The organism is Ruegeria sp. YTSA108 (assembly GCF_059610185.1).
In genome coordinates, this window is record NZ_JBXWND010000002.1 from 255059 (window position 1) to 273115 (window position 18057).

The 18057-nt window shown below is 56.5% G+C and carries 14 protein-coding genes; 9 read left to right on the forward strand and 5 right to left on the reverse strand.

The annotated features are described in order from the left end of the window. Positions 1-96: 96 nt before the first annotated feature. Positions 97-675 carry a DUF924 family protein gene (locus AC2FHW_RS04325; protein WP_271947560.1) on the forward strand — a complete coding sequence of 193 codons (579 nt, stop codon included), beginning with the start codon at positions 97-99 and terminating at the stop codon, positions 673-675. On the opposite strand, the gene AC2FHW_RS04330 is transcribed toward AC2FHW_RS04325, so the two are convergent. Continuing rightward, on the reverse strand, positions 672-1106 hold the full coding sequence (locus AC2FHW_RS04330; protein ID WP_271947558.1) for a hypothetical protein: 435 nt from the start codon (positions 1104-1106) through the stop codon (positions 672-674). The genes AC2FHW_RS04325 and AC2FHW_RS04330 overlap by 4 nt on opposite strands. A gap of 214 nt (positions 1107-1320) precedes the next feature. On the opposite strand from AC2FHW_RS04330, the gene lpdA reads away from it, so the two are divergent. Further along, positions 1321-2715 carry a dihydrolipoyl dehydrogenase gene (lpdA, locus tag AC2FHW_RS04335; RefSeq protein WP_142633246.1) on the forward strand — a complete coding sequence of 465 codons (1395 nt, stop codon included), beginning with the start codon at positions 1321-1323 and terminating at the stop codon, positions 2713-2715. A 109-nt stretch (positions 2716-2824) separates the two neighbouring features. Here the strand turns inward: lpdA and AC2FHW_RS04340 are convergent, their stop codons facing one another. After that, complete coding sequence (locus AC2FHW_RS04340) at positions 2825-4210, reverse strand: M20/M25/M40 family metallo-hydrolase (protein WP_496821475.1); 1386 nt, start codon at positions 4208-4210, stop codon at positions 2825-2827. 324 nt (positions 4211-4534) lie between these two features. Here AC2FHW_RS04340 and hemA point away from each other — a divergent pair, with 324 nt between their 5' ends. The 4 genes from hemA to AC2FHW_RS04360 all read left to right on the forward strand — a co-directional run bounded on the left by hemA (position 4535) and on the right by AC2FHW_RS04360 (position 10017). After that, positions 4535-5758: a 5-aminolevulinate synthase gene (gene hemA, locus AC2FHW_RS04345; RefSeq protein ID WP_271947553.1), complete on the forward strand. Its 1224-nt coding sequence runs from the start codon at positions 4535-4537 to the stop codon at positions 5756-5758. 128 nt (positions 5759-5886) lie between these two features. Beyond that, positions 5887-7098: a helix-turn-helix domain-containing protein gene (locus AC2FHW_RS04350; protein WP_142633252.1), complete on the forward strand. Its 1212-nt coding sequence runs from the start codon at positions 5887-5889 to the stop codon at positions 7096-7098. Positions 7099-7168: 70 nt separating this feature from the next. After that, positions 7169-8290, forward strand: coding sequence for a flavodoxin-dependent (E)-4-hydroxy-3-methylbut-2-enyl-diphosphate synthase (gene ispG / locus AC2FHW_RS04355; RefSeq protein ID WP_142633254.1), 1122 nt, complete (start codon positions 7169-7171; stop codon positions 8288-8290). A 305-nt stretch (positions 8291-8595) separates the two neighbouring features. After that, positions 8596-10017, forward strand: a complete 1422-nt coding sequence (locus AC2FHW_RS04360; protein ID WP_142633256.1) for a pectate lyase family protein — start codon at positions 8596-8598, stop codon at positions 10015-10017. A 39-nt stretch (positions 10018-10056) separates the two neighbouring features. Here AC2FHW_RS04360 and AC2FHW_RS04365 read toward each other — a convergent pair whose 3' ends face one another. Next, positions 10057-10815 carry a DsbA family protein gene (locus AC2FHW_RS04365; protein WP_281971942.1) on the reverse strand — a complete coding sequence of 253 codons (759 nt, stop codon included), beginning with the start codon at positions 10813-10815 and terminating at the stop codon, positions 10057-10059. Next, entirely contained in the window at positions 10812-12194 is a 1383-nt protein-coding gene (locus AC2FHW_RS04370) for a M48 family metalloprotease (RefSeq protein WP_271948077.1), read from the reverse strand. Before AC2FHW_RS04370 ends, AC2FHW_RS04365 begins: the two co-directional genes overlap by 4 nt. Here AC2FHW_RS04370 and AC2FHW_RS04375 point away from each other — a divergent pair. The 3 genes from AC2FHW_RS04375 (at position 12193) to AC2FHW_RS04385 (ending at position 17228) form a co-directional block, all read left to right on the forward strand. Beyond that, on the forward strand, positions 12193-13356 hold the full coding sequence (locus AC2FHW_RS04375; RefSeq protein WP_271947547.1) for a pyridoxal phosphate-dependent aminotransferase: 1164 nt from the start codon (positions 12193-12195) through the stop codon (positions 13354-13356). The genes AC2FHW_RS04370 and AC2FHW_RS04375 overlap by 2 nt on opposite strands. Before the next feature lie 66 nt (positions 13357-13422). Then, the gene (locus tag AC2FHW_RS04380; RefSeq protein ID WP_496676059.1) at positions 13423-14643 is read left to right on the forward strand and encodes an N-acetylmuramoyl-L-alanine amidase; all 1221 of its coding nucleotides are present in this window, start codon (positions 13423-13425) and stop codon (positions 14641-14643) included. 95 nt (positions 14644-14738) lie between these two features. Then, entirely contained in the window at positions 14739-17228 is a 2490-nt protein-coding gene (locus tag AC2FHW_RS04385; protein ID WP_281971944.1) for a penicillin-binding protein 1A, read from the forward strand. Here the strand turns inward: AC2FHW_RS04385 and AC2FHW_RS04390 are convergent. Next, complete coding sequence (locus tag AC2FHW_RS04390) at positions 17222-18055, reverse strand: aminoglycoside phosphotransferase family protein (protein ID WP_496707923.1); 834 nt, start codon at positions 18053-18055, stop codon at positions 17222-17224. The genes AC2FHW_RS04385 and AC2FHW_RS04390 overlap by 7 nt on opposite strands. Positions 18056-18057 lie beyond the last annotated feature (2 nt).

Sequence of the window (18057 nt, forward strand, 5' to 3'; positions counted from 1 at the left end):
TGTCGCAAGTGTTGCAAATTTTTACTGTCACAAATCTGTAAATCTGCCTTAAATGACGTTACGTCCCTGGGGAGGGCAAAACGACGGAGCAAGGCAATGGTAGGGCCTGAAGAAGTATTGAGTTTTTGGCTGGATCAAGTGGGTCCAGATGGTTGGTATATTGAGGATGAAGCGCTAGACGCAGAGATCCGCGAAAAATTTCTTTCCACATGGGAAATTGCTAATGAGGGAAAGTTCTCTCTCTGGCTGACATACCCCAGCGGGGCACTCGCCTATATTATTCTTATGGATCAATTCCCTAGGAACATGTTCCGCGGCAGCGGCAAGGCGTTCGCCACTGACAGGGCAGCCTTGTCTGCAGCGAAATGCGCCATCGACAAGGGTTGGGATATGAAGATTGACGAGCCCGCGCGGCAGTTCTTTTATCTTCCACTGATGCACTCAGAAAATCTGTGTGACCAAGAGCGTTGTGTACGCCTGATGTGCCAGAATATCGACGGAGCCAAGTCAACCAACCTGCTGCATGCAAGGGCGCATAGGGAGGTGATCCGAAAGTTCGGCCGTTTCCCCTATCGTAACGAAGCATTGTCGCGGCCCATGACCGAACATGAGGCCGCCTATGTAAACATGGGCGGGTACGGGTCCACCGTCCGAGAGCTTCAGGCCGCAGGTTAGCCTTCGACCGAACATCCTTTGATTGTGATAATACGGTCGGCCACAGTGTCGGCCGTTTTTTCTATTGCAGTGCTGATAAAGGCGTCAGGCGTTTCGGCAACCGCAACGATACGAGACTGCGCCACCTGTAGCGTATCTTCGATTTGGCTCAGGCGGTCGAGCGTTTGCGAGACCCGTTGGGCGGTGGCGGTGTCGGCAAGCCCGCCATTGACTTGTATAGTTGCGAGTTCAGTGCGAAGTGCTGCCAATTCACTGCGCACGCCTTGAACCTCTTCGCGCAAAGGGGCGACGATCTGAACCTTCTGTGAAAAATCAGACATCAGGGATTGCGCTGTTGTGGTCAGCTTCCAGCCCAAAAACAAACACAAGGCCACCAGGATAAGCGTGGCGTTGATTAGGGCGAGGACCAGATCTTTCAGCGTTTTAGCCATGTTATGCCTTTCGCGTAAATGGATTTAGAATGGAGCAACTGGGATACTTAGCTATCTTCTAGCGTTTTGAACGGGTGCGGTATAGGCTCGAACCTCTGCAATCCGTATGGGTTTACCCTGCGTAGCTTTTGTCGCGGGGACTAAGTGTTGAAGGGTGGCTGATATTAGTTTAATGGTAAACTAATTTGGAAATGACCTGCTCCGAGAGGGAAACATGGCAGCACAATCTTTTGATCTGATCGTAATCGGCGCTGGTCCTGGCGGGTATGTCGCAGCCATTCGCGCAGCACAGCTTGGTTTGAAAACCGCCGTGGTCGAGCGCGAACATCTCGGGGGGATATGTCTTAACTGGGGCTGCATCCCAACAAAGGCGCTGCTGCGGTCTTCAGAAGTGTTTCACCTGATGGAGCGCGCAAAGGATTTTGGGCTGAAGGCCGAGAAGATCGGATATGATCTGGATGCTGTGGTCAAGCGATCGCGCGGTGTCGCCGGGCAACTTTCGGGCGGTATCGGTCACCTGCTGAAAAAGAACAAAGTGACGGTTGTCATGGGCGAGGCGACGATCCCGGCCAAGGGCAAGGTCTCCGTCAAGACCGACAAGGGCAGCGAAGAGTTGACAGCCAAGAACATCGTTCTGGCAACCGGCGCGCGCGCCCGCGAGCTTCCCGGGCTGGAAGCGGATGGTGATCTGGTTTGGACTTACAAACACGCCCTGCAGCCGCCGCGGATGCCAAAGAAATTGCTGGTCATCGGGTCGGGTGCAATCGGGATCGAGTTCGCTAGCTTCTACAATACGCTCGGTGCAGATACGACGGTGGTTGAAGTCATGGACCGGGTTCTGCCCGTCGAGGATGCCGAGATCAGCGCCTTCGCCAAGAAAGCCTTTATCAAACAGGGCATGAAGATCATGGAAAAGGCGATGGTCAAGCAGTTGGACCGCGCTAAGGGTAAAGTCACCGCGCATATCGAGGTGAAGGGAAAGGTTGAAAAGCACGACTTTGACACTGTGATTTCTGCCGTGGGCATCGTCGGCAATATCGAAAATCTGGGGCTTGAGGCTTTGGGTGTCAAAATCGACCGGACCCATGTTGTGACTGACGAATTCTGTCGCACCGGTGTCGATGGCCTATACGCCATCGGTGACATTGCCGGAGCGCCATGGCTGGCGCATAAAGCAAGCCATGAGGGTGTCATGGTGGCCGATCTGATCGCCGGGAAACATGCCCATCCGGTCAAACCCGAAAGCATCGCGGGCTGCACCTATTGCCATCCGCAAGTTGCGTCTGTCGGCTATTCCGAGGCAAAGGCGAAGGAGCTGGGCTATGACGTCAAAGTCGGCCGCTTTCCATTTATCGGCAACGGCAAGGCAATCGCACTAGGAGAGCCCGAAGGTCTGGTTAAAACCGTCTTTGATGCCAAAACCGGAGAGCTGTTGGGCGCCCATATGATCGGTGCGGAAGTCACTGAATTGATTCAGGGATATGTGGTCGGGCGTCAGCTTGAAACCACCGAAGAGGATCTGATGAACACCGTGTTCCCGCATCCGACTTTGTCCGAGATGATGCATGAAAGCGTTTTGGACGCTTACGGGCGCGTGATCCATATGTAACTCAGGGCAGGGGGTGCCCCTGCCGATCTGCGGGACGTTACCAAAAGTATCTTTGGCCAGATGAAGCAGCGAGCCAAGCTTCATCTGGCCTTTTGATTCCCGGATTTGCTTATCGGGTCAGCGCGTCGAGAATGCGTGCCCAGGACCGGATGCCCTTGTGAAAGCTTTTGACGTCATATTTCTCATTCGGTGAGTGAATGGCGTCGTCATCATTGGCAAAGCCCACCAGCATGGAATCCATGCCCAGCTCCGTGTTGAAATAGCCGACCACAGGGATCGATCCGCCCATTCCGGTAAAGACAGCCTCGCGCCCCCATTCATCGGACAATGCGCCTCGGGCGGCTTCGAATTCGGGGCGGTTGATATTCATGACGGATGCGGGCGAGCCTTCAAGATCGTTGTCCCACTGTACTTTCGCGTCGGGTGACAGGCGGTCTTCTACATGCTTGCGAATCTGGTCGCGCAAGGCGTCAGGGTTCATGTCACCCACCAGACGGCAGGTGATCTTGCAATGCGCCTGTGAGGGAATGACCGTCTTCGAACCGGCGCCGTTATAACCGCCCCAAAGCCCGTTTACCTCAAGCGTCGGGCGCGCCCATTGTTGCTGCAATGTCGAATATCCTTTTTCGCCATGTGGCTGAGAATACCCCACCGAGTTCAGATAATCCGCCTCATCGAACCCGCAGTTTTCCCATTGGCGCAACTGTTCGGCCGGGACGTCATGAACCCCGTCATAAAAGCCTTCGACAGCGACGCGACCGGTTTCGTCGTCATAGAACGAGGCGACAATCTTGGAGAGCTCTCGCAGCGGGTTTAGCCCCGGTCCGCCGTAATGGCCCGAGTGCAGGTCGATCCGCGGACCGATGATGGTGAATTCGTCCTTGAGCATCCCGCGCAGCTGAGACGCGATTGAAGGCACCCCACGCGACACCATCGAAGTGTCGCATACCAATGCCAGATCCGCTTTCAACTCGGCCACGTTTTCACGCAGGAACGGGACCAGCGACGGCGAACCGGATTCTTCTTCGCCTTCGAAGAAGAAGGTGATGCGGCAGGGCAGGGTGCCATGGACGGCCTTCCATGCGCGGCACGCTTCGACGAAGGTCATCAACTGTCCCTTATCGTCCGAAGAGCCCCGACCCCGGATAACTGGCCCATTTTCGGTTTCTTCAATGGCCGGATCGAACGGATCCCGGTTCCACTGGTTCAGCGGGTCAACGGGTTGCACGTCATAATGGCCATAGAACAGAACATGGGGCGCGCTGTTGTCCTCACCTATATGCCCGACCACCATGGGATGTCCGGTGGTTTCACGTTTTTCAGCCTGAATTCCTATGTTTTTCAGGTCAGATACCAGCCAGTCAGCTGCCTGGTTGACCTGTTGGTCAAAGGCCGGATCGGTGGAAATTGACGGAATGCGGAGCAATTCCATCAGGCGGTCGATTGAGGTTGGCAAATCGGCGTCGATGCGGTTCAGAACAGCGTCCAGCGACATAAGAGGGCTCCTGCTTGATTTGGATTTTCCGGAACCCTATCAGCGCCACTTTTGCCGTCTAGCCCGCAAGGACAGGAATCTGGTATAATATCGGAAACCCGGATGAGATAATGTGCTGTGCCTGCGTCGTTTCCTCGCGTCCAGGGGGCGTAACTTTACTTGTCGGTCAGGGTCAGAGCGGATATTTGATGCAAATCAAATAAGCGTTCACTGTGCTTGCGGTATCAAGCAGGCAGTGGGAAATGCTCTGGTGCAGATTCGTATCCTGCGCAGAAGAAGACGTTCGGTCGCCGTAATATCGGTCGGGCAACTAAGGAGAAACCGGTGGATTATACTGCTCAGCTTGATTCAGCGATCGCAAGGCTGCATGACGAAGGACGGTACCGGACCTTCATTGATATCGAACGTCGCAATGGTCATTTCCCGCATGCGGTGCGCACGCGCCTCGATGGATCGCAGCAAGATATCACCGTCTGGTGCGGCAACGACTATCTTGGCATGGGGCAACACCCTGTGGTGCTGGAGGCGATGCACGAGGCCGTGGATGCCGCAGGCGCCGGATCAGGTGGAACCCGCAACATTTCGGGCACCACGGTTTACCACAAACGGCTTGAGGCCGAGCTGGCCGATCTGCACGGCAAAGAAGCTGCGTTGCTGTTCACCAGCGCCTATATCGCAAATGACGCGACACTCAGCACTTTGCCGAAACTGTTTCCTGGTCTGATCATTTATTCTGACGCATTGAACCATGCTTCGATGATCGAAGGGGTGCGCCGCAACGGCGGGTCCAAGCGCATCTTCCGCCACAATGACGTCGCCCATCTGCGCGAACTGCTTGAAGCGGATGATCCCGCAACGCCCAAACTGATCGCTTTTGAGTCGGTGTATTCGATGGACGGCGATTTTGGCCCTATTGAAGAGATATGTGATCTGGCCGATGAATTCGGTGCGCTGACCTATATTGATGAGGTCCACGCCGTTGGCATGTACGGACCGCGCGGCGGTGGCGTGACCGAGCGTGATCGTCTTGCCCATCGGATTGACATCATCAACGGCACATTGGCCAAAGCCTATGGCGTCATGGGGGGCTATATCGCGGCCAGCACTAAAATGTGCGACGCTGTGCGGTCTTATGCTCCGGGCTTCATCTTTACGACGTCCCTGCCACCTGCCGTTGCTGCGGGTGCCGCAGCTTCGGTTGCCTACCTCAAAACTGCGTCCGAATTGCGAGAGCAGCATCAGACGCAAGCAAAGATCCTCAAGCTTCGACTCAAGGGGATGGGCCTGCCACTGATTGATCACGGCAGCCACATTGTGCCCGTGATTGTCGGCAACCCCGTGCACACGAAGAAACTCAGCGATATGCTGCTGGATGACCATGGAATCTACGTTCAGCCCATCAATTTCCCCACTGTTCCGCGTGGAACAGAACGCCTGCGTTTCACACCGTCCCCGGTTCATGGACCTGACGAAATGAACCGTTTGATCCAGGCGATGGACGAACTTTGGTCACATTGTGCGCTAAATCGCGCCGAACTTGCCGGTTAACCTAACGCTAAAGTGTGCAATTCGTATGCCGCGTGCTAAAATTACGCTAACAAAACTACGGCGCGAATCATTCTTTTAATGATTCGACCACGGCGTGAAACACGCACAGGCAGAATGGGGCAGCAGGGATGATTGGGCGCAGATCACAGCGCGGATCCGAAGGCGACACTGACGTCAGGCCCAAGGGCTTTGACGACTATGAGGTGCGGCTGGGTGACATGATGCGTGGTGAACGCGCAACAATGGGCAAATCCCTACTGGATGTGCAGCGCGAACTGCGGATCAAAGCCAACTACATTGCAGCCATAGAAGATGCCGACCCGGACGCCTTCGATACGCCCGGATTTATCGCTGGGTATGTGCGCTCTTACGCCCGCTATCTGGGGATGAACCCCGACGAAACTTTCTTTGCGTTTTGTAAGGAAAGCGGGTTTGAGGTCGCGCATGGCATGTCGGCCGAGGCGTCAGTGGTTCGAAAGACCTCGGGCAGCTTGCCGGCTCGCGGTCCGATGGGGCGCGATCCGTTTATCTCGCCAAACACTCCCTATATTCCCGGACGGGAATCGTTGGTCAGCCAGATCGAGCCGCGTGCCATCGGGTCGTCTCTGGTTCTGTTGGCTGTGATCGGCGGTATTGGGTATGGCGGATGGTCCGTCCTGAACCGGATTCAGCAAGTGCAGGTAAGCCCGGTTGAACAGGCTCCGGTTGTCTTGTCTGATTTGGACCCGCTTGAGGCGGCGCGTGGCACCACCGAAGATCAAGTCGCGCTGATCGACACCCCCTCGGCTGAGGCTCTGGATAGGCTGTATCGCCCACAGGCCCTGGATTTGCCGGTGCTCGTTGCCCGTGATGCACCAATTTCTACACTGGACCCGCGTACCGTTGGCACCTTCCAGCCGCCTGAGCCGCCCAAGGTTGAGGTTGCCGAAGTCCATACGGTTCTTCGCCCGGCATTGCCGCAGGTGGTTGAACAGATTGATACGACCCTGAAAATCGTCGCCGTTGATCCGGCGTGGATGCGGGTCACCGCTGCGGATGGAAGTATCATCTTCGAGGGTACGCTTGGAACCGTCGAACAGGGCAGTACATTCGAGGTACCGCTGACAGAAGAACCGCCTAACCTACGTGCAGGTGCCGCCGGATCTGTCTATTTCTCGATGAATGGTGACCATTTCGGCCCGGTCGGAGCACCAGGAACTGTCGCCAAAGGTGTCGTTCTGTCCAAGGATGCGGTTTCCGAACGCTATACGGTAGCTGATCTTGAGGCCGAGCAAAACGTCGCCCTCAAGCAACTGGTGGCGGAACTTCAGGCGCAAAGCTCTGCCGCACCGACAGAATGATCTGACCATTGCAGTGGCCAGTTAGGCTGACTATTTAAAGATCAACTCAGACAGTCTTGGACCCGTCCACATGTCCCTTAATCACGTGCGCCCATGGCGCAATATCTACCGCCGCAAATCTCGTCAGATCATGGTTGGAAACGTCCCCGTCGGAGGTGACGCTCCGATTGCGGTGCAGACGATGACCAACACGCTGACGACGGATGTTGCGGCGACTGTGGCTCAGGTGCAGGCTGCCGCAGAGGCGGGTGCGGATATCGTGCGCGTTTCGGTCCCGGATGAGGCCTCGTCCAAGGCGCTGAAAGAGATCGTGCGCGAAAGTCCGGTACCTATCGTGGCGGATATCCACTTTCACTATCGCCGTGGGATCGAGGCCGCCGAGGCAGGCGCAGCATGCTTGCGGATCAACCCTGGCAACATTGGCAATGAAAGTCGGGTGAAAGAGGTCATTCAGGCTGCGCGTGACCATAATTGCTCGATCCGGATCGGGGTGAATGCGGGAAGCTTGGAAAAGCATCTGCTCGAGAAATACGGCGAGCCTTGCCCCGAAGCGATGGTTGAAAGCGGGCTAGAGCATATCCGTATTCTTCAGGACAACGATTTCCACGAATTCAAGATCAGCGTGAAAGCCAGCGATGTCTTCCTGTCGGCAGCTGCCTATCAGGGCATCGCCGAGGCCACGGACGCCCCCATCCATCTGGGTATTACCGAGGCCGGAGGACTGGTTTCGGGCACCATTAAATCGGCGATTGGTCTGGGCAATCTGCTGTGGATGGGCATTGGCGACACGATCCGCGTCAGCCTGTCCGCGGATCCTGTCGAAGAGGTCAAGGTAGGGTTCGAGATCCTGAAATCTCTGGGCCTGCGCCATCGCGGGGTTAATATCATCTCATGCCCCTCTTGTGCGCGGCAGGGGTTCGATGTGATCAAAACGGTCGAGGCGTTGGAACAGCGTCTTGAACATATCAAAACACCAATGAGCCTTTCGATCATCGGCTGTGTCGTGAACGGCCCGGGCGAAGCGCTGATGACCGATGTCGGCTTTACCGGCGGCGGTGCCGGATCGGGTATGGTGTATCTGGCGGGCAAGGCCAGCCACAAGATGTCCAACGATCAGATGGTCGACCACATTGTTGAAGAGGTCGAGAAGAAGGCCGCTGAATTGGACGCTGCGCAAGAAGCCGCTGAGTAATTTTCCAGCTTGATTGGCCGTTGAATGACCAGATCGGCGGGCATGCAGGGTCAATTCATAGGGCCTGCATGTTATTGGCCGCGTGTATCTGGTGGACCCCAATCCCAGACACCTCATTGAAAACGCGACGATGTTGGTCCACATTATTGTGAGGAATGAGATTTTCATTCCCGCTTAGATTTGTTGTTTTTGTTTCATGGGTTTCTTAGTCGTATGCCAGTAAGCGATCGTTTGAAGATTAGATTGTCTCCTGCCTCTTCGGCCCTCGGTCTTTGCGGTCCGGACTCTAACAGGGGGCTTATGCAATGCGCCGTAACTTGAAAGCCTTCGGCCTGGGTGCAGTGATCGCCGGGTGTTCGGGTTTCATGGTGGCAGATAGCGTAGTGGCCGATCAGCCCGCATTTCCCGGTGCGGTGGGATATGGGCAGAACGCTACGGGTTGGCGTGGCGGCGAAGTGTTTCATATCACAACCCTGGACGATACCGGCCCGGGCAGCCTGCGTGAGTGCGTCGAAAATGACGGCTCCGGACGGGTTTGCGTTTTCGATATTTCAGGGACGATCACTGTAGACACCCAGATGAAAGTGGCTTCGAACACCTATATCTCCGGACAGACCGCGCCGGGACAGGGGGTGCAGATCAAACTTGGCAAGGTTCTGGATTCACCCCTGATGATTTTTGAGGCGCAGGACGTTTTGCTGCGGAACCTCAAATTTCGGCCTGGACCCAGTTACAAGCCCTCGTCGAACGTGGACGGGCTTTCCATAGAGAGCAGTTCGAATATCTACGTTGACCGTGTCTCGATCCAATTTGCCACGGATGAGAATCTGGGCGTTGGAACGGAAAACCTGCCAAGCGAAGATATCACGATAGCCCGCAGCATCTCAGCCCTGGCTCTGGATAAGTCCACCCATACAAAGGGAAAGCATTCAAAAGGTGCTCTGCTGTGTTCCGATGATGGAACGGCAAGGCAATGTGGGCGGGTCACCCTGTATCAAAACCTGTTTGCCCATAACCGCGACAGAAATCCAGACATCCAGTCGTCACCATCTGGGCAAGTCGACATTATTAACAACGTGTTCTACGACGCGACCTCGCAATTCGGTGAGTTCTGGAACCATTACGGCGACACATGGATCGCCTATGTGGGAAACGTGGTCCTGCCGGGCCCCAGTACACGGAACAGGCCGCCCCCCGCCGCATTCGAGGTGTTCCCTTATGGCGCGGACAAAGGGTTCAGCATCTCGGTTTTCGAACAAGATAACCTGCATCTGGACAGCCGTATTGAGCTGCTATGCGACAGATCAGTGAAGGGCAAGATTGCGGATGATGCGGCGGTCGAATTCCTTGTGGCTGAACCTCACCAGCCGCTGTCGGTTGAACCTGCCGAGGTGAGCACGACATACGAAACCGTTCTTGGAACCGTGGGGGCCCGGCACGGGGATGACCAAGCTTTGGACAGTCTGGATGCGATGGTGATCGAAAACGTCCGTGGCTGTGATGGACATCGGATAAACGATCCGGGCGAGGTGGGCGGTTGGCCGGATTTGCCCATTGTTCACGCGGCAGTTGATACTGACCGGGACGGAATGTCTGATACTTGGGAAACAGGGCGGACTGGCCTGGACCCGAATGATCCCTCTGATGTCTGGGCGGACCGGGACGGCGATGGCTGGTCTAATCTAGAGGAATATCTAAGCCACCTTGCTGGCGACCCGATGCCCTGACGGAATGGCCGGCTCCTGTTGCGGAACCGGCCTGCCAAATCAGCCTTGCTCGGCGCGAACGGCATTCGCAATTTGCTGCATCTGATCTGCTTTCAGGTACCCGCGCAGCATTTCGGTGCCCAGCACAAACGAAGGCGTGCCCGAAATCTGCATCCGCTGCGCCAATTCACGGGTCTTTTGGATTTCCTCGGTGACCTGTTCGCTGTCCATTGCCGCCAGAATCGCGTCACTGTCTAAACCCAGCCCGTCCGAGATACGGCGCAAAGTAACCGGCGACGGTTCCCCGGTGAATTCGAGCAGGGCATCGTGAACATGTTTATAGGCATCGTCCCCGGCAACATGTTTGGCGGCAACGGCAAAGCGGGATGAGATCATCGACGCGTCTCCGAGGATCGGAAACTCTTTGATCACAAGCCGAATATTGCCATCTTCGGCCAGCAGGCTGGCCACTTCGGGAACCGCACGGCGGCAATATCCGCAGCGATAGTCCATGAATTCGACCAGAGTAATATCTCCGTCCGGATTGCCGCCCACCCAGCTGTACCCGTCGTTGAAAAGCTCATCAGCATTGCTGGCGACAAGCTCTTTATCCGCCTGCGCTTCTTCCACGGCGTTGCGTTGTTCCAGAATGTTGATCGCTTCGATGATGACTTCGGGGTTTTCCAGAAGGTATTCGCGTACCTGCTCTCCGAATTGTTGTTTTTCGGCGTCGGTCAGCTGGCTCAGGTCCAGGGCCTGCGCCGATCCTGCGATCAGGGAAAGCCCCAGAAGGGCTGGTGCAGCGTGTCTGAGGGTCATTTCCGTTTCCTTTTCGAATTACTCTTGTTTGCTTGTTCAAACGCAATCAACACATCTTGGGCCCGTTGCCAACCCGGTGATCCGACCGGCAACTGCGCAACCGCGCGTTTCGCGTGAATACCGGCGTCATCCAAACGGCCCTGCAGGGCATATCTTTCGGCAGTAACCGCCGATGCCATACCAGTATTGCCTGTTTTGGCATAAGCTGCACCCAGGTCTTGCATCAATCTTGCGTTACGAAAATCTCTGGCCCGTGCTTTTTCAAGAATGGGCAAGGCTTCCACTGTCTTACCTTGAACCAACAGGGACCGCCCGTATCCGGCCAGGATAAGTGGGTTATTCGGCGCCAATTCAACGGCTTTGCCATATGCTGCTACCGCATCAGCCACTTGACGGTTTTCAAGCATGATCTGGCCTTTGAGGTCATAGTAATAGGGGTCATTGGGCCGGATTGCCAAAGCACCATCAATCGCAGCGCGCGCTTTGGTTAGATCACGGTTTTGATGGTGGGCTGCTGCCTCGCGCATCAGTCGTATGTCCTGGGCGGTTTCTTCTTTGGCGCGCCGCATCGTCCATGTGGGCGAGCGGATGAAGGCCGATAGTTTACCTTTCGCCCTTGCGAACCAGTAATCGGCATTCTGGCTGGGTTTGGCTTTGTCGCCGAACTCTTCCAGAAACGCCTCGGCGGCGCGCAACCTCTCGCGGCTGGTGGGGTGTGATCGCATGTATGGGTCCTGGTTGCCCGTGTTTAACAGCTCTTGCCCCGCGAATTTACGGTGCAGAGACACCATGCCACTGGGCGAGATACCGGCCCAACGTAAATAGCTTGCTGCGCTGCGATCCGCCGAGGACTCTTCAGCGCGGGTGTGGCCAAGAAAGCTGCGCAGAGCTGCCGAATTAGTACCGGCCGCAATTCCGAAAGCGGCCTCGCCGCCGCCAGCAGCTGCAGCAATCAGTGCCAAAGCCGTCCCGAGCCCGGCTTTTTGCCGTGCGGCATTCAGGTTTTCGTAGCGGCGCGATAGATGCCCGTTGGCGATATGGGCCGCCTCATGTGCGATAACCGCCTGCAACATCTCGGGGCTTTCGACTGAAAGGATTAACCCATAGTTCAGATAGATCGCATTGTAATCCAGAACGAAGGCATTGAACGTGCTGTCATTGACCACCAGTATCTGGACCCGGTTGGTATTCAGACCGGCGGCGCGCAGAACGGGAAAGGCCAGCTCTCGCAGACCGTGTTCAATATCTGGATCACGGATCAGGCTTTGGGCCTGAACAGCGCCTACGAGCCAAGTCACTGCAAACAGCAACAGGGCTGGGATTGACGCCAGCCTGGATACGCGTTCAAAAGCCATGATTGCAACATGGGAGATGGCCATGCGAAACTCAACCCGGTCCGGGGTCGATCCGTTCATCGTGATGGACGTGATGGAGGCTGCCCGCAAAGCTGAAGAAGCCGGCCGTCACATCATCCACATGGAGGTCGGCCAGCCTGGAACCGGCGCACCCAAAGGGGCGACCGAGGCATTGGCTAAGGCAATGGAGCAAGGCCCGCTGGGATATACCGTTGCATTGGGTCTGCCAGCACTGCGCCGCCGGATCGCGCAGATGTATGGCGAGTGGTATAATGTCGATCTCAATCCCGAACGGGTGGTGGTAACCCCCGGTTCGTCAGGCGGATTTCTGCTGGCGTTCACCGCGCTGTTCGACAGCGGGGATCGCGTGGGTATTGGGGCCCCCGGCTATCCGTCATATCGGCAGATATTGCGGGCCCTGGGGCTGGTCGCGGTTGATCTGCCCACCGCTCCGGAACACCGCCTGCAGCCGGTGCCAGCCGATTTCGCAGGGCTAAATTTGCAGGGGCTGATGGTGGCCTCGCCCGCCAACCCGACAGGCACCATGCTGGATCGCTCCGCAATGGGGACGCTGATCGAGGCCGCTCAGGGCCAGGGTGCGTCTTTCATCAGTGATGAGATTTACCACGGTCTGGAATACGAAGCCAAAGCCGTCACCGCGCTGGAGCTGACAGATGAGTGCTATGTGATCAACTCATTCTCCAAGTATTTCTCTATGACAGGTTGGCGCGTTGGCTGGATGGTTGTGCCTGAGGATCATGTGCGCGTCGTCGAGCGGATTGCGCAGAACATGTTTATCTGCGCGCCTCACGCCAGCCAGGTGGCAGCGCTGGCGGCGATGGATTGTGATGAGGAATTGCAGGCCAATCTTAATGTCTATCGGCGGAACCGGGCGCTGATGCTGGACGGTCTGCCCAAAGCCGGTTTCACCAATATCGCGCCACCTGATGGGGCATTCTATGTCTACGCCGATGTGTCTGACCTGACCGACGACAGCCGTGCCTTTGCGGCTGAGATTTTGGATAAGGTCGGCGTGGCGGTCACTCCGGGGCTGGATTTCGATCCTCAGCGCGGGCACGGCACCATCCGTTTTTCCTATGCACGTTCGACTGGGGATATCGAAGAGGGGCTGCGGCGGCTTCAGCGTTTCATGGCTGATCGGGGCTTGATTTCTGCCCAAGCCTAAAGCGTTCACATCCAAGTGCGGGTCGGGTAGGCTGCGCTTCAACCGATCTCGGGAAAACTTGAGGCCATGAGCAGAATTATCTACGCCATCGCGCTGATCTGGGCGCTAGGCAGTACCGCCGTTGCGCAGGATTTCAGCGCACTCGCCCGTGTTTTGCCAGACCAAAGTTCGATTGTTGATGACGGGCGGTCCGGTGTAAGCATCCAGCTTGGGCTTAGCCAGGGGGTGCCTTATCGCGTTTTTACCCTGCGCGACCCGTATCGGATGATCCTGGATTTCCAGGAGGTAGACTGGACCGGTCTTGATCGTGACCGCTTTCTACAGACTGGCCGTATCAGCGGTGTGCAGTTCGGCTCTTATGTACCGGGCTGGTCCCGCATGGTACTCGAACTGGGCGCGCCTCTGGCGGTTGAGACGGCGGATATGCGAGTGGACTCTGCGACTGGGGCCGCGCATTTGACGCTTGGGCTGCAAGGGACAGATTTCGACAGTTTCGCAGCCAGCGCCGGAACGCCCCGGCAAACCGGCTGGGATTTGCCCGAACCAGCAGAGACATCGGTCGCTCCGGTGGGGCAGGGCAACGGAACTTTGCGTGTCATGTTGGACCCCGGGCATGGAGGAATTGATCCCGGCGCCGAAGTTGACGGTGATGATGAGAAAACGCTGATGCTGACCTTTGCCCGAGAGCTGCGCGAGATGCTATTGCGCACGGGCGGATACGAGGTTGAGATGACGCGGACCGATGATCAGTTCGTTTCTCTTGAACGTCGTATTGCATTGGCACACCGTGCAGGTGCAGATGTGTTCATCTCTTTACATGCCGACATTCTGACAGAAGGGCGGGCTCATGGCGCGGCCGTTTATACGCTGTCTCAAGATGCCTCGGATGTGGCAAGCCACAAACTGGCTGAGCGGCACGACCGCAGTGATTTGATTTCGGGCGTCGATCTGAGCGGTGCGGATGATCAGGTTGCAGATGTTCTGCTGGACCTTGCGCGTCAGGAAACCAGGCCGCGTACGGATGCGTTGGCACAAATGCTGGCGAATGGAATGACGCAACAGGGTGGTCCGATGAACAACAAGCCAATTCGCACAGCCTCATTTTCGGTTCTGAAGGCAGCGGATATTCCTTCCGTTCTGATTGAGCTTGGCTTCCTTTCCAGCCCTAGAGATTTGAAAAACATACGAAATCAGGAATGGCGCATGGGAATGGCGCGCGGTATTCGGGATGGGCTAGAGAAATGGCGCCAGGACGATATGGTAAAACGATCCCTGATTGGACAGTGACCCCGTGGCGCAAACCGGCTATTATTGGCCATGGTGTTTTGACCCTGCACAGGTGCGACACTATATAGGCGGCACCGCGAGCAAAAGGCAGTAACGTGATCCGTTTCATTCTTTCGATTTTCGGGGCGATATTCAGCCTCGTGACCTTGGGTATTTTTATGGCTGCGCTGGTTATCGGCGCGGTGTTCTGGATGTATGGGCGCGACCTGCCCAGTCACGAATCCCTGGCGCAGTACAAACCGCCCACGATCAGCCGGATTTATTCTGGCGAGGGTCAGCTGATCGACGAATTTGCGCAGGAACGCCGTCTGTTCACCCCGTCAGAAGAAATCCCCGAACTGGTTAAGCAGGCCTTTATTTCGGCCGAAGACAAGAATTTCTATAACCATAAGGGCTATGATCCGCGCGGGATTATTGCCGCTGGTGTCGAGGCAGTGAAATCCAAGGGCGAGAATGTACGGGGTGCATCGACGATCACACAGCAGGTAATGAAGAACTTCCTGTTGTCGGGGGACCGTCGGGCCGAGCGCAAGATCAAAGAGATCATCCTGGCCACACGGCTTGAGAATACGCTGGATAAGGAACAGATCCTAGAACTGTACATGAACGAGATTTTTCTGGGCCAGAACTCGTATGGTGTAACCGCAGCAGCGCAAACCTATTTCAACAAGACCCTTCAGGAATTGGCTCCGCATGAGGCCGCCACTTTGGCGGCTATGCCCAAGGCGCCGTCGGATTATCACCCGGTTCGGCAGAAAGAACGCCTTGTGAACCGGCGCAATTACGTGCTGCGCGAGATGAACCAAAACGGTTATATCGACACGGCGACCTATGAGGCCGAGGTCGAGATGCCTTTGCGGTCTGTCCAGAATGGTGATTTCGAAAGTTTCCGCACCGCCTTACCGCCGCGGGATTACTTCACCGACGAAATCCGCCGCCAGCTGAGCGAAGATTTCGGCGAGGGCGAGTTCTTTACAGGTGGTTTTACTGTCCGCGCCTCTGTGGACGAGGAAATGCAAGTCAAAGCCGCGCACGCCCTGCGCGAGGCGCTGCAGAAATACGACCGGTCTCGTGGAAAATGGCACGGGACCGACGAAGTGATCGCCGAAGAAATACTGGCGGATGAGGTGCAGTGGCGTGAGACCTTGGCGATTCTGGAAATCCCCCGTGATGTGGTTCTGCCTACGCAGTGGTATCCCGCCGTAGTACTGGATGTCGGTGAGCAGGCCCTGACCGTCGGCATTGAAAATGGTCCGGCTGACGGCATCATCCCGCGCTCGGACATCAAGTGGATGCAGGGCAGCTTCTTCGACAACTTCAAACGCGGTGACGTCATTCTGGTGATGGCCGGGGAAGAAGGCCAATGGTCCGCCCGTCAGGTCCCCGAGGTTCAGGGCGGCTTTGTTGCGATGGATGTGAACTCGGGCCGAGTTTTGGCGATGCAGGGCGGATTCTCGTATCAGGATTCTGTGTTCAACCGTGCCACGCAGGCGCAGCGTCAACCCGGGTCAAGCTTTAAGCCTTTCGTCTATGCCGCTGCGTTGGACAGCGGGTATAGCCCTGCGACCATTGTGGTCGACGCTCCGATCGAAGTGAACACACCGCAGGGCCTGTGGCGACCCAAGAATTCGACCAACAAATTCTACGGGCCGACGCCATTGCGTACCGGGATTGAACAGTCGCGGAACCTGATGACTATCCGTCTGGCGCAAGAAGTCACGATGCCCGTGGTTGCCGGATACGCGGAACGCTTTGGCGTTTATGACCGGATGGGTGCTTTCCTGGCCAACTCGCTGGGGTCCGAAGAGACGACGCTGTACAAGATGGTTGCGGCCTATGCGATGTTCGCAAATGGCGGCGAGCGGGTTGAACCCACTCTGGTTGACCGTATTCAGGATCGGTTCGGCAAGACAATCTATCGCCACGATGACCGCCAGTGCCTGGATTGTAATTCGGCCTGGCTGGAACCTGATGAATCCCCCACGATCGAGACAAACCGCAGTCAGGTCATGGATGCGATTACCGCCTATCAGCTGACGTCGATGATGAAAGGTGTCGTAGATCGCGGCACGGCATCCAGCGTTATCAATCTACCTGTGCCCACCGCTGGGAAGACCGGAACAACCAATGAATCCAAAGACGCCTGGTTCATCGGCTTTACCTCGAACATTGTTGCAGGCTGCTATATCGGCTATGACCGCCCCCGCCCGATGGGCCGGGGCGCGTATGGCGGCACTTTGTGTGGACCTGTGTTCCAAAGCTTCATGGAAACCGCAGTCGAGAAATACGGTGGAGGCCCGTTCGAGGTGCCCCCAGGTGGTCACTTTATCAAAATCGACCGGTTCAGCGGCGCGCGCTTGCCATCTGATGCGTCCGGAGACTTTGTCGTGGCCGAGTATTTCCGCGATGGCGCCGACGGCTTTATCGACCGCATCTATGACGGTGGTTTTGCGATGGGTTCCGACCTGCCGCTGTTTGAAGAGGTCAACAGCTCGGGTCGTCAGGTGACCACGTCGACCGGCGACACCATCACCGTTGGCCCAAATGCCAGCCAGGGCGATTTGCAGGGCGGCGGGCTTTACTGATCCGCCGCGCGCAACAATAGGTTCAAGAGCGTTGCCTCGGGCGCAGCTGAAACTGTCCCGTGGCCGCGCCACATTATGGATAGCGCACCTTTTGCAGCGGCCCATTGGGCAAGACGTTTCCGCGACACACCTAACGCTCCGGAGTAAAGCTGGAGGCAGCGTTCGATCTGGTCGCGGCTGCGAACCAGATCGGGCATACCTTTGGGATGCCGCAATGCGTTTGCAAGTTCAAAAGCAGGATCGCCCAGATACCCCTTTGCATCAATTACCCGTGCCCCTGAAGGCGTTTGAATTACGTTATCGGTGTGAAGGTCACCATGCAGCGGCACCACCTGCGGTTGGCTCGTCAGAAGGTTTGATGCCAGTTCCGTTGCGCGGATCACATCGCGTTGTAGTGCATCAGGGCAATCGCGGGCAAACGTGCAATCAAACAGTGGATTGAATACCTCGTGCAATGGTCGCAGCTCGTCGAACGCAACCGTGGGCTTTTGGTGAAGGCGGTGGGCCATCTCCGAGAAAACCTGCAGCGCGCTTTCAGCGTTTCCGTCACGCGCGATGTCACCCAGTGTCGGACCCTCCAACCACTCCATCAATACGGCTTTGCCCGCTTCGGCATAAATGGCAACCGCGCCACGATCCTGCCAAAGCGACAAAAGCCTGGTCGAAGCAGCTTCGTTCCCGCGATCTGCGCGGTGGTATAACTTTAGCGCGGCCGACCCATAATCCCGCGCGTGAACTTTCCAGACTAACGCATGCTGGGCTTCGGCGATCAGAGTGGCACGGCATAATCCCCAGCAATCCATGATATCACCCGGAACAATATGCATTC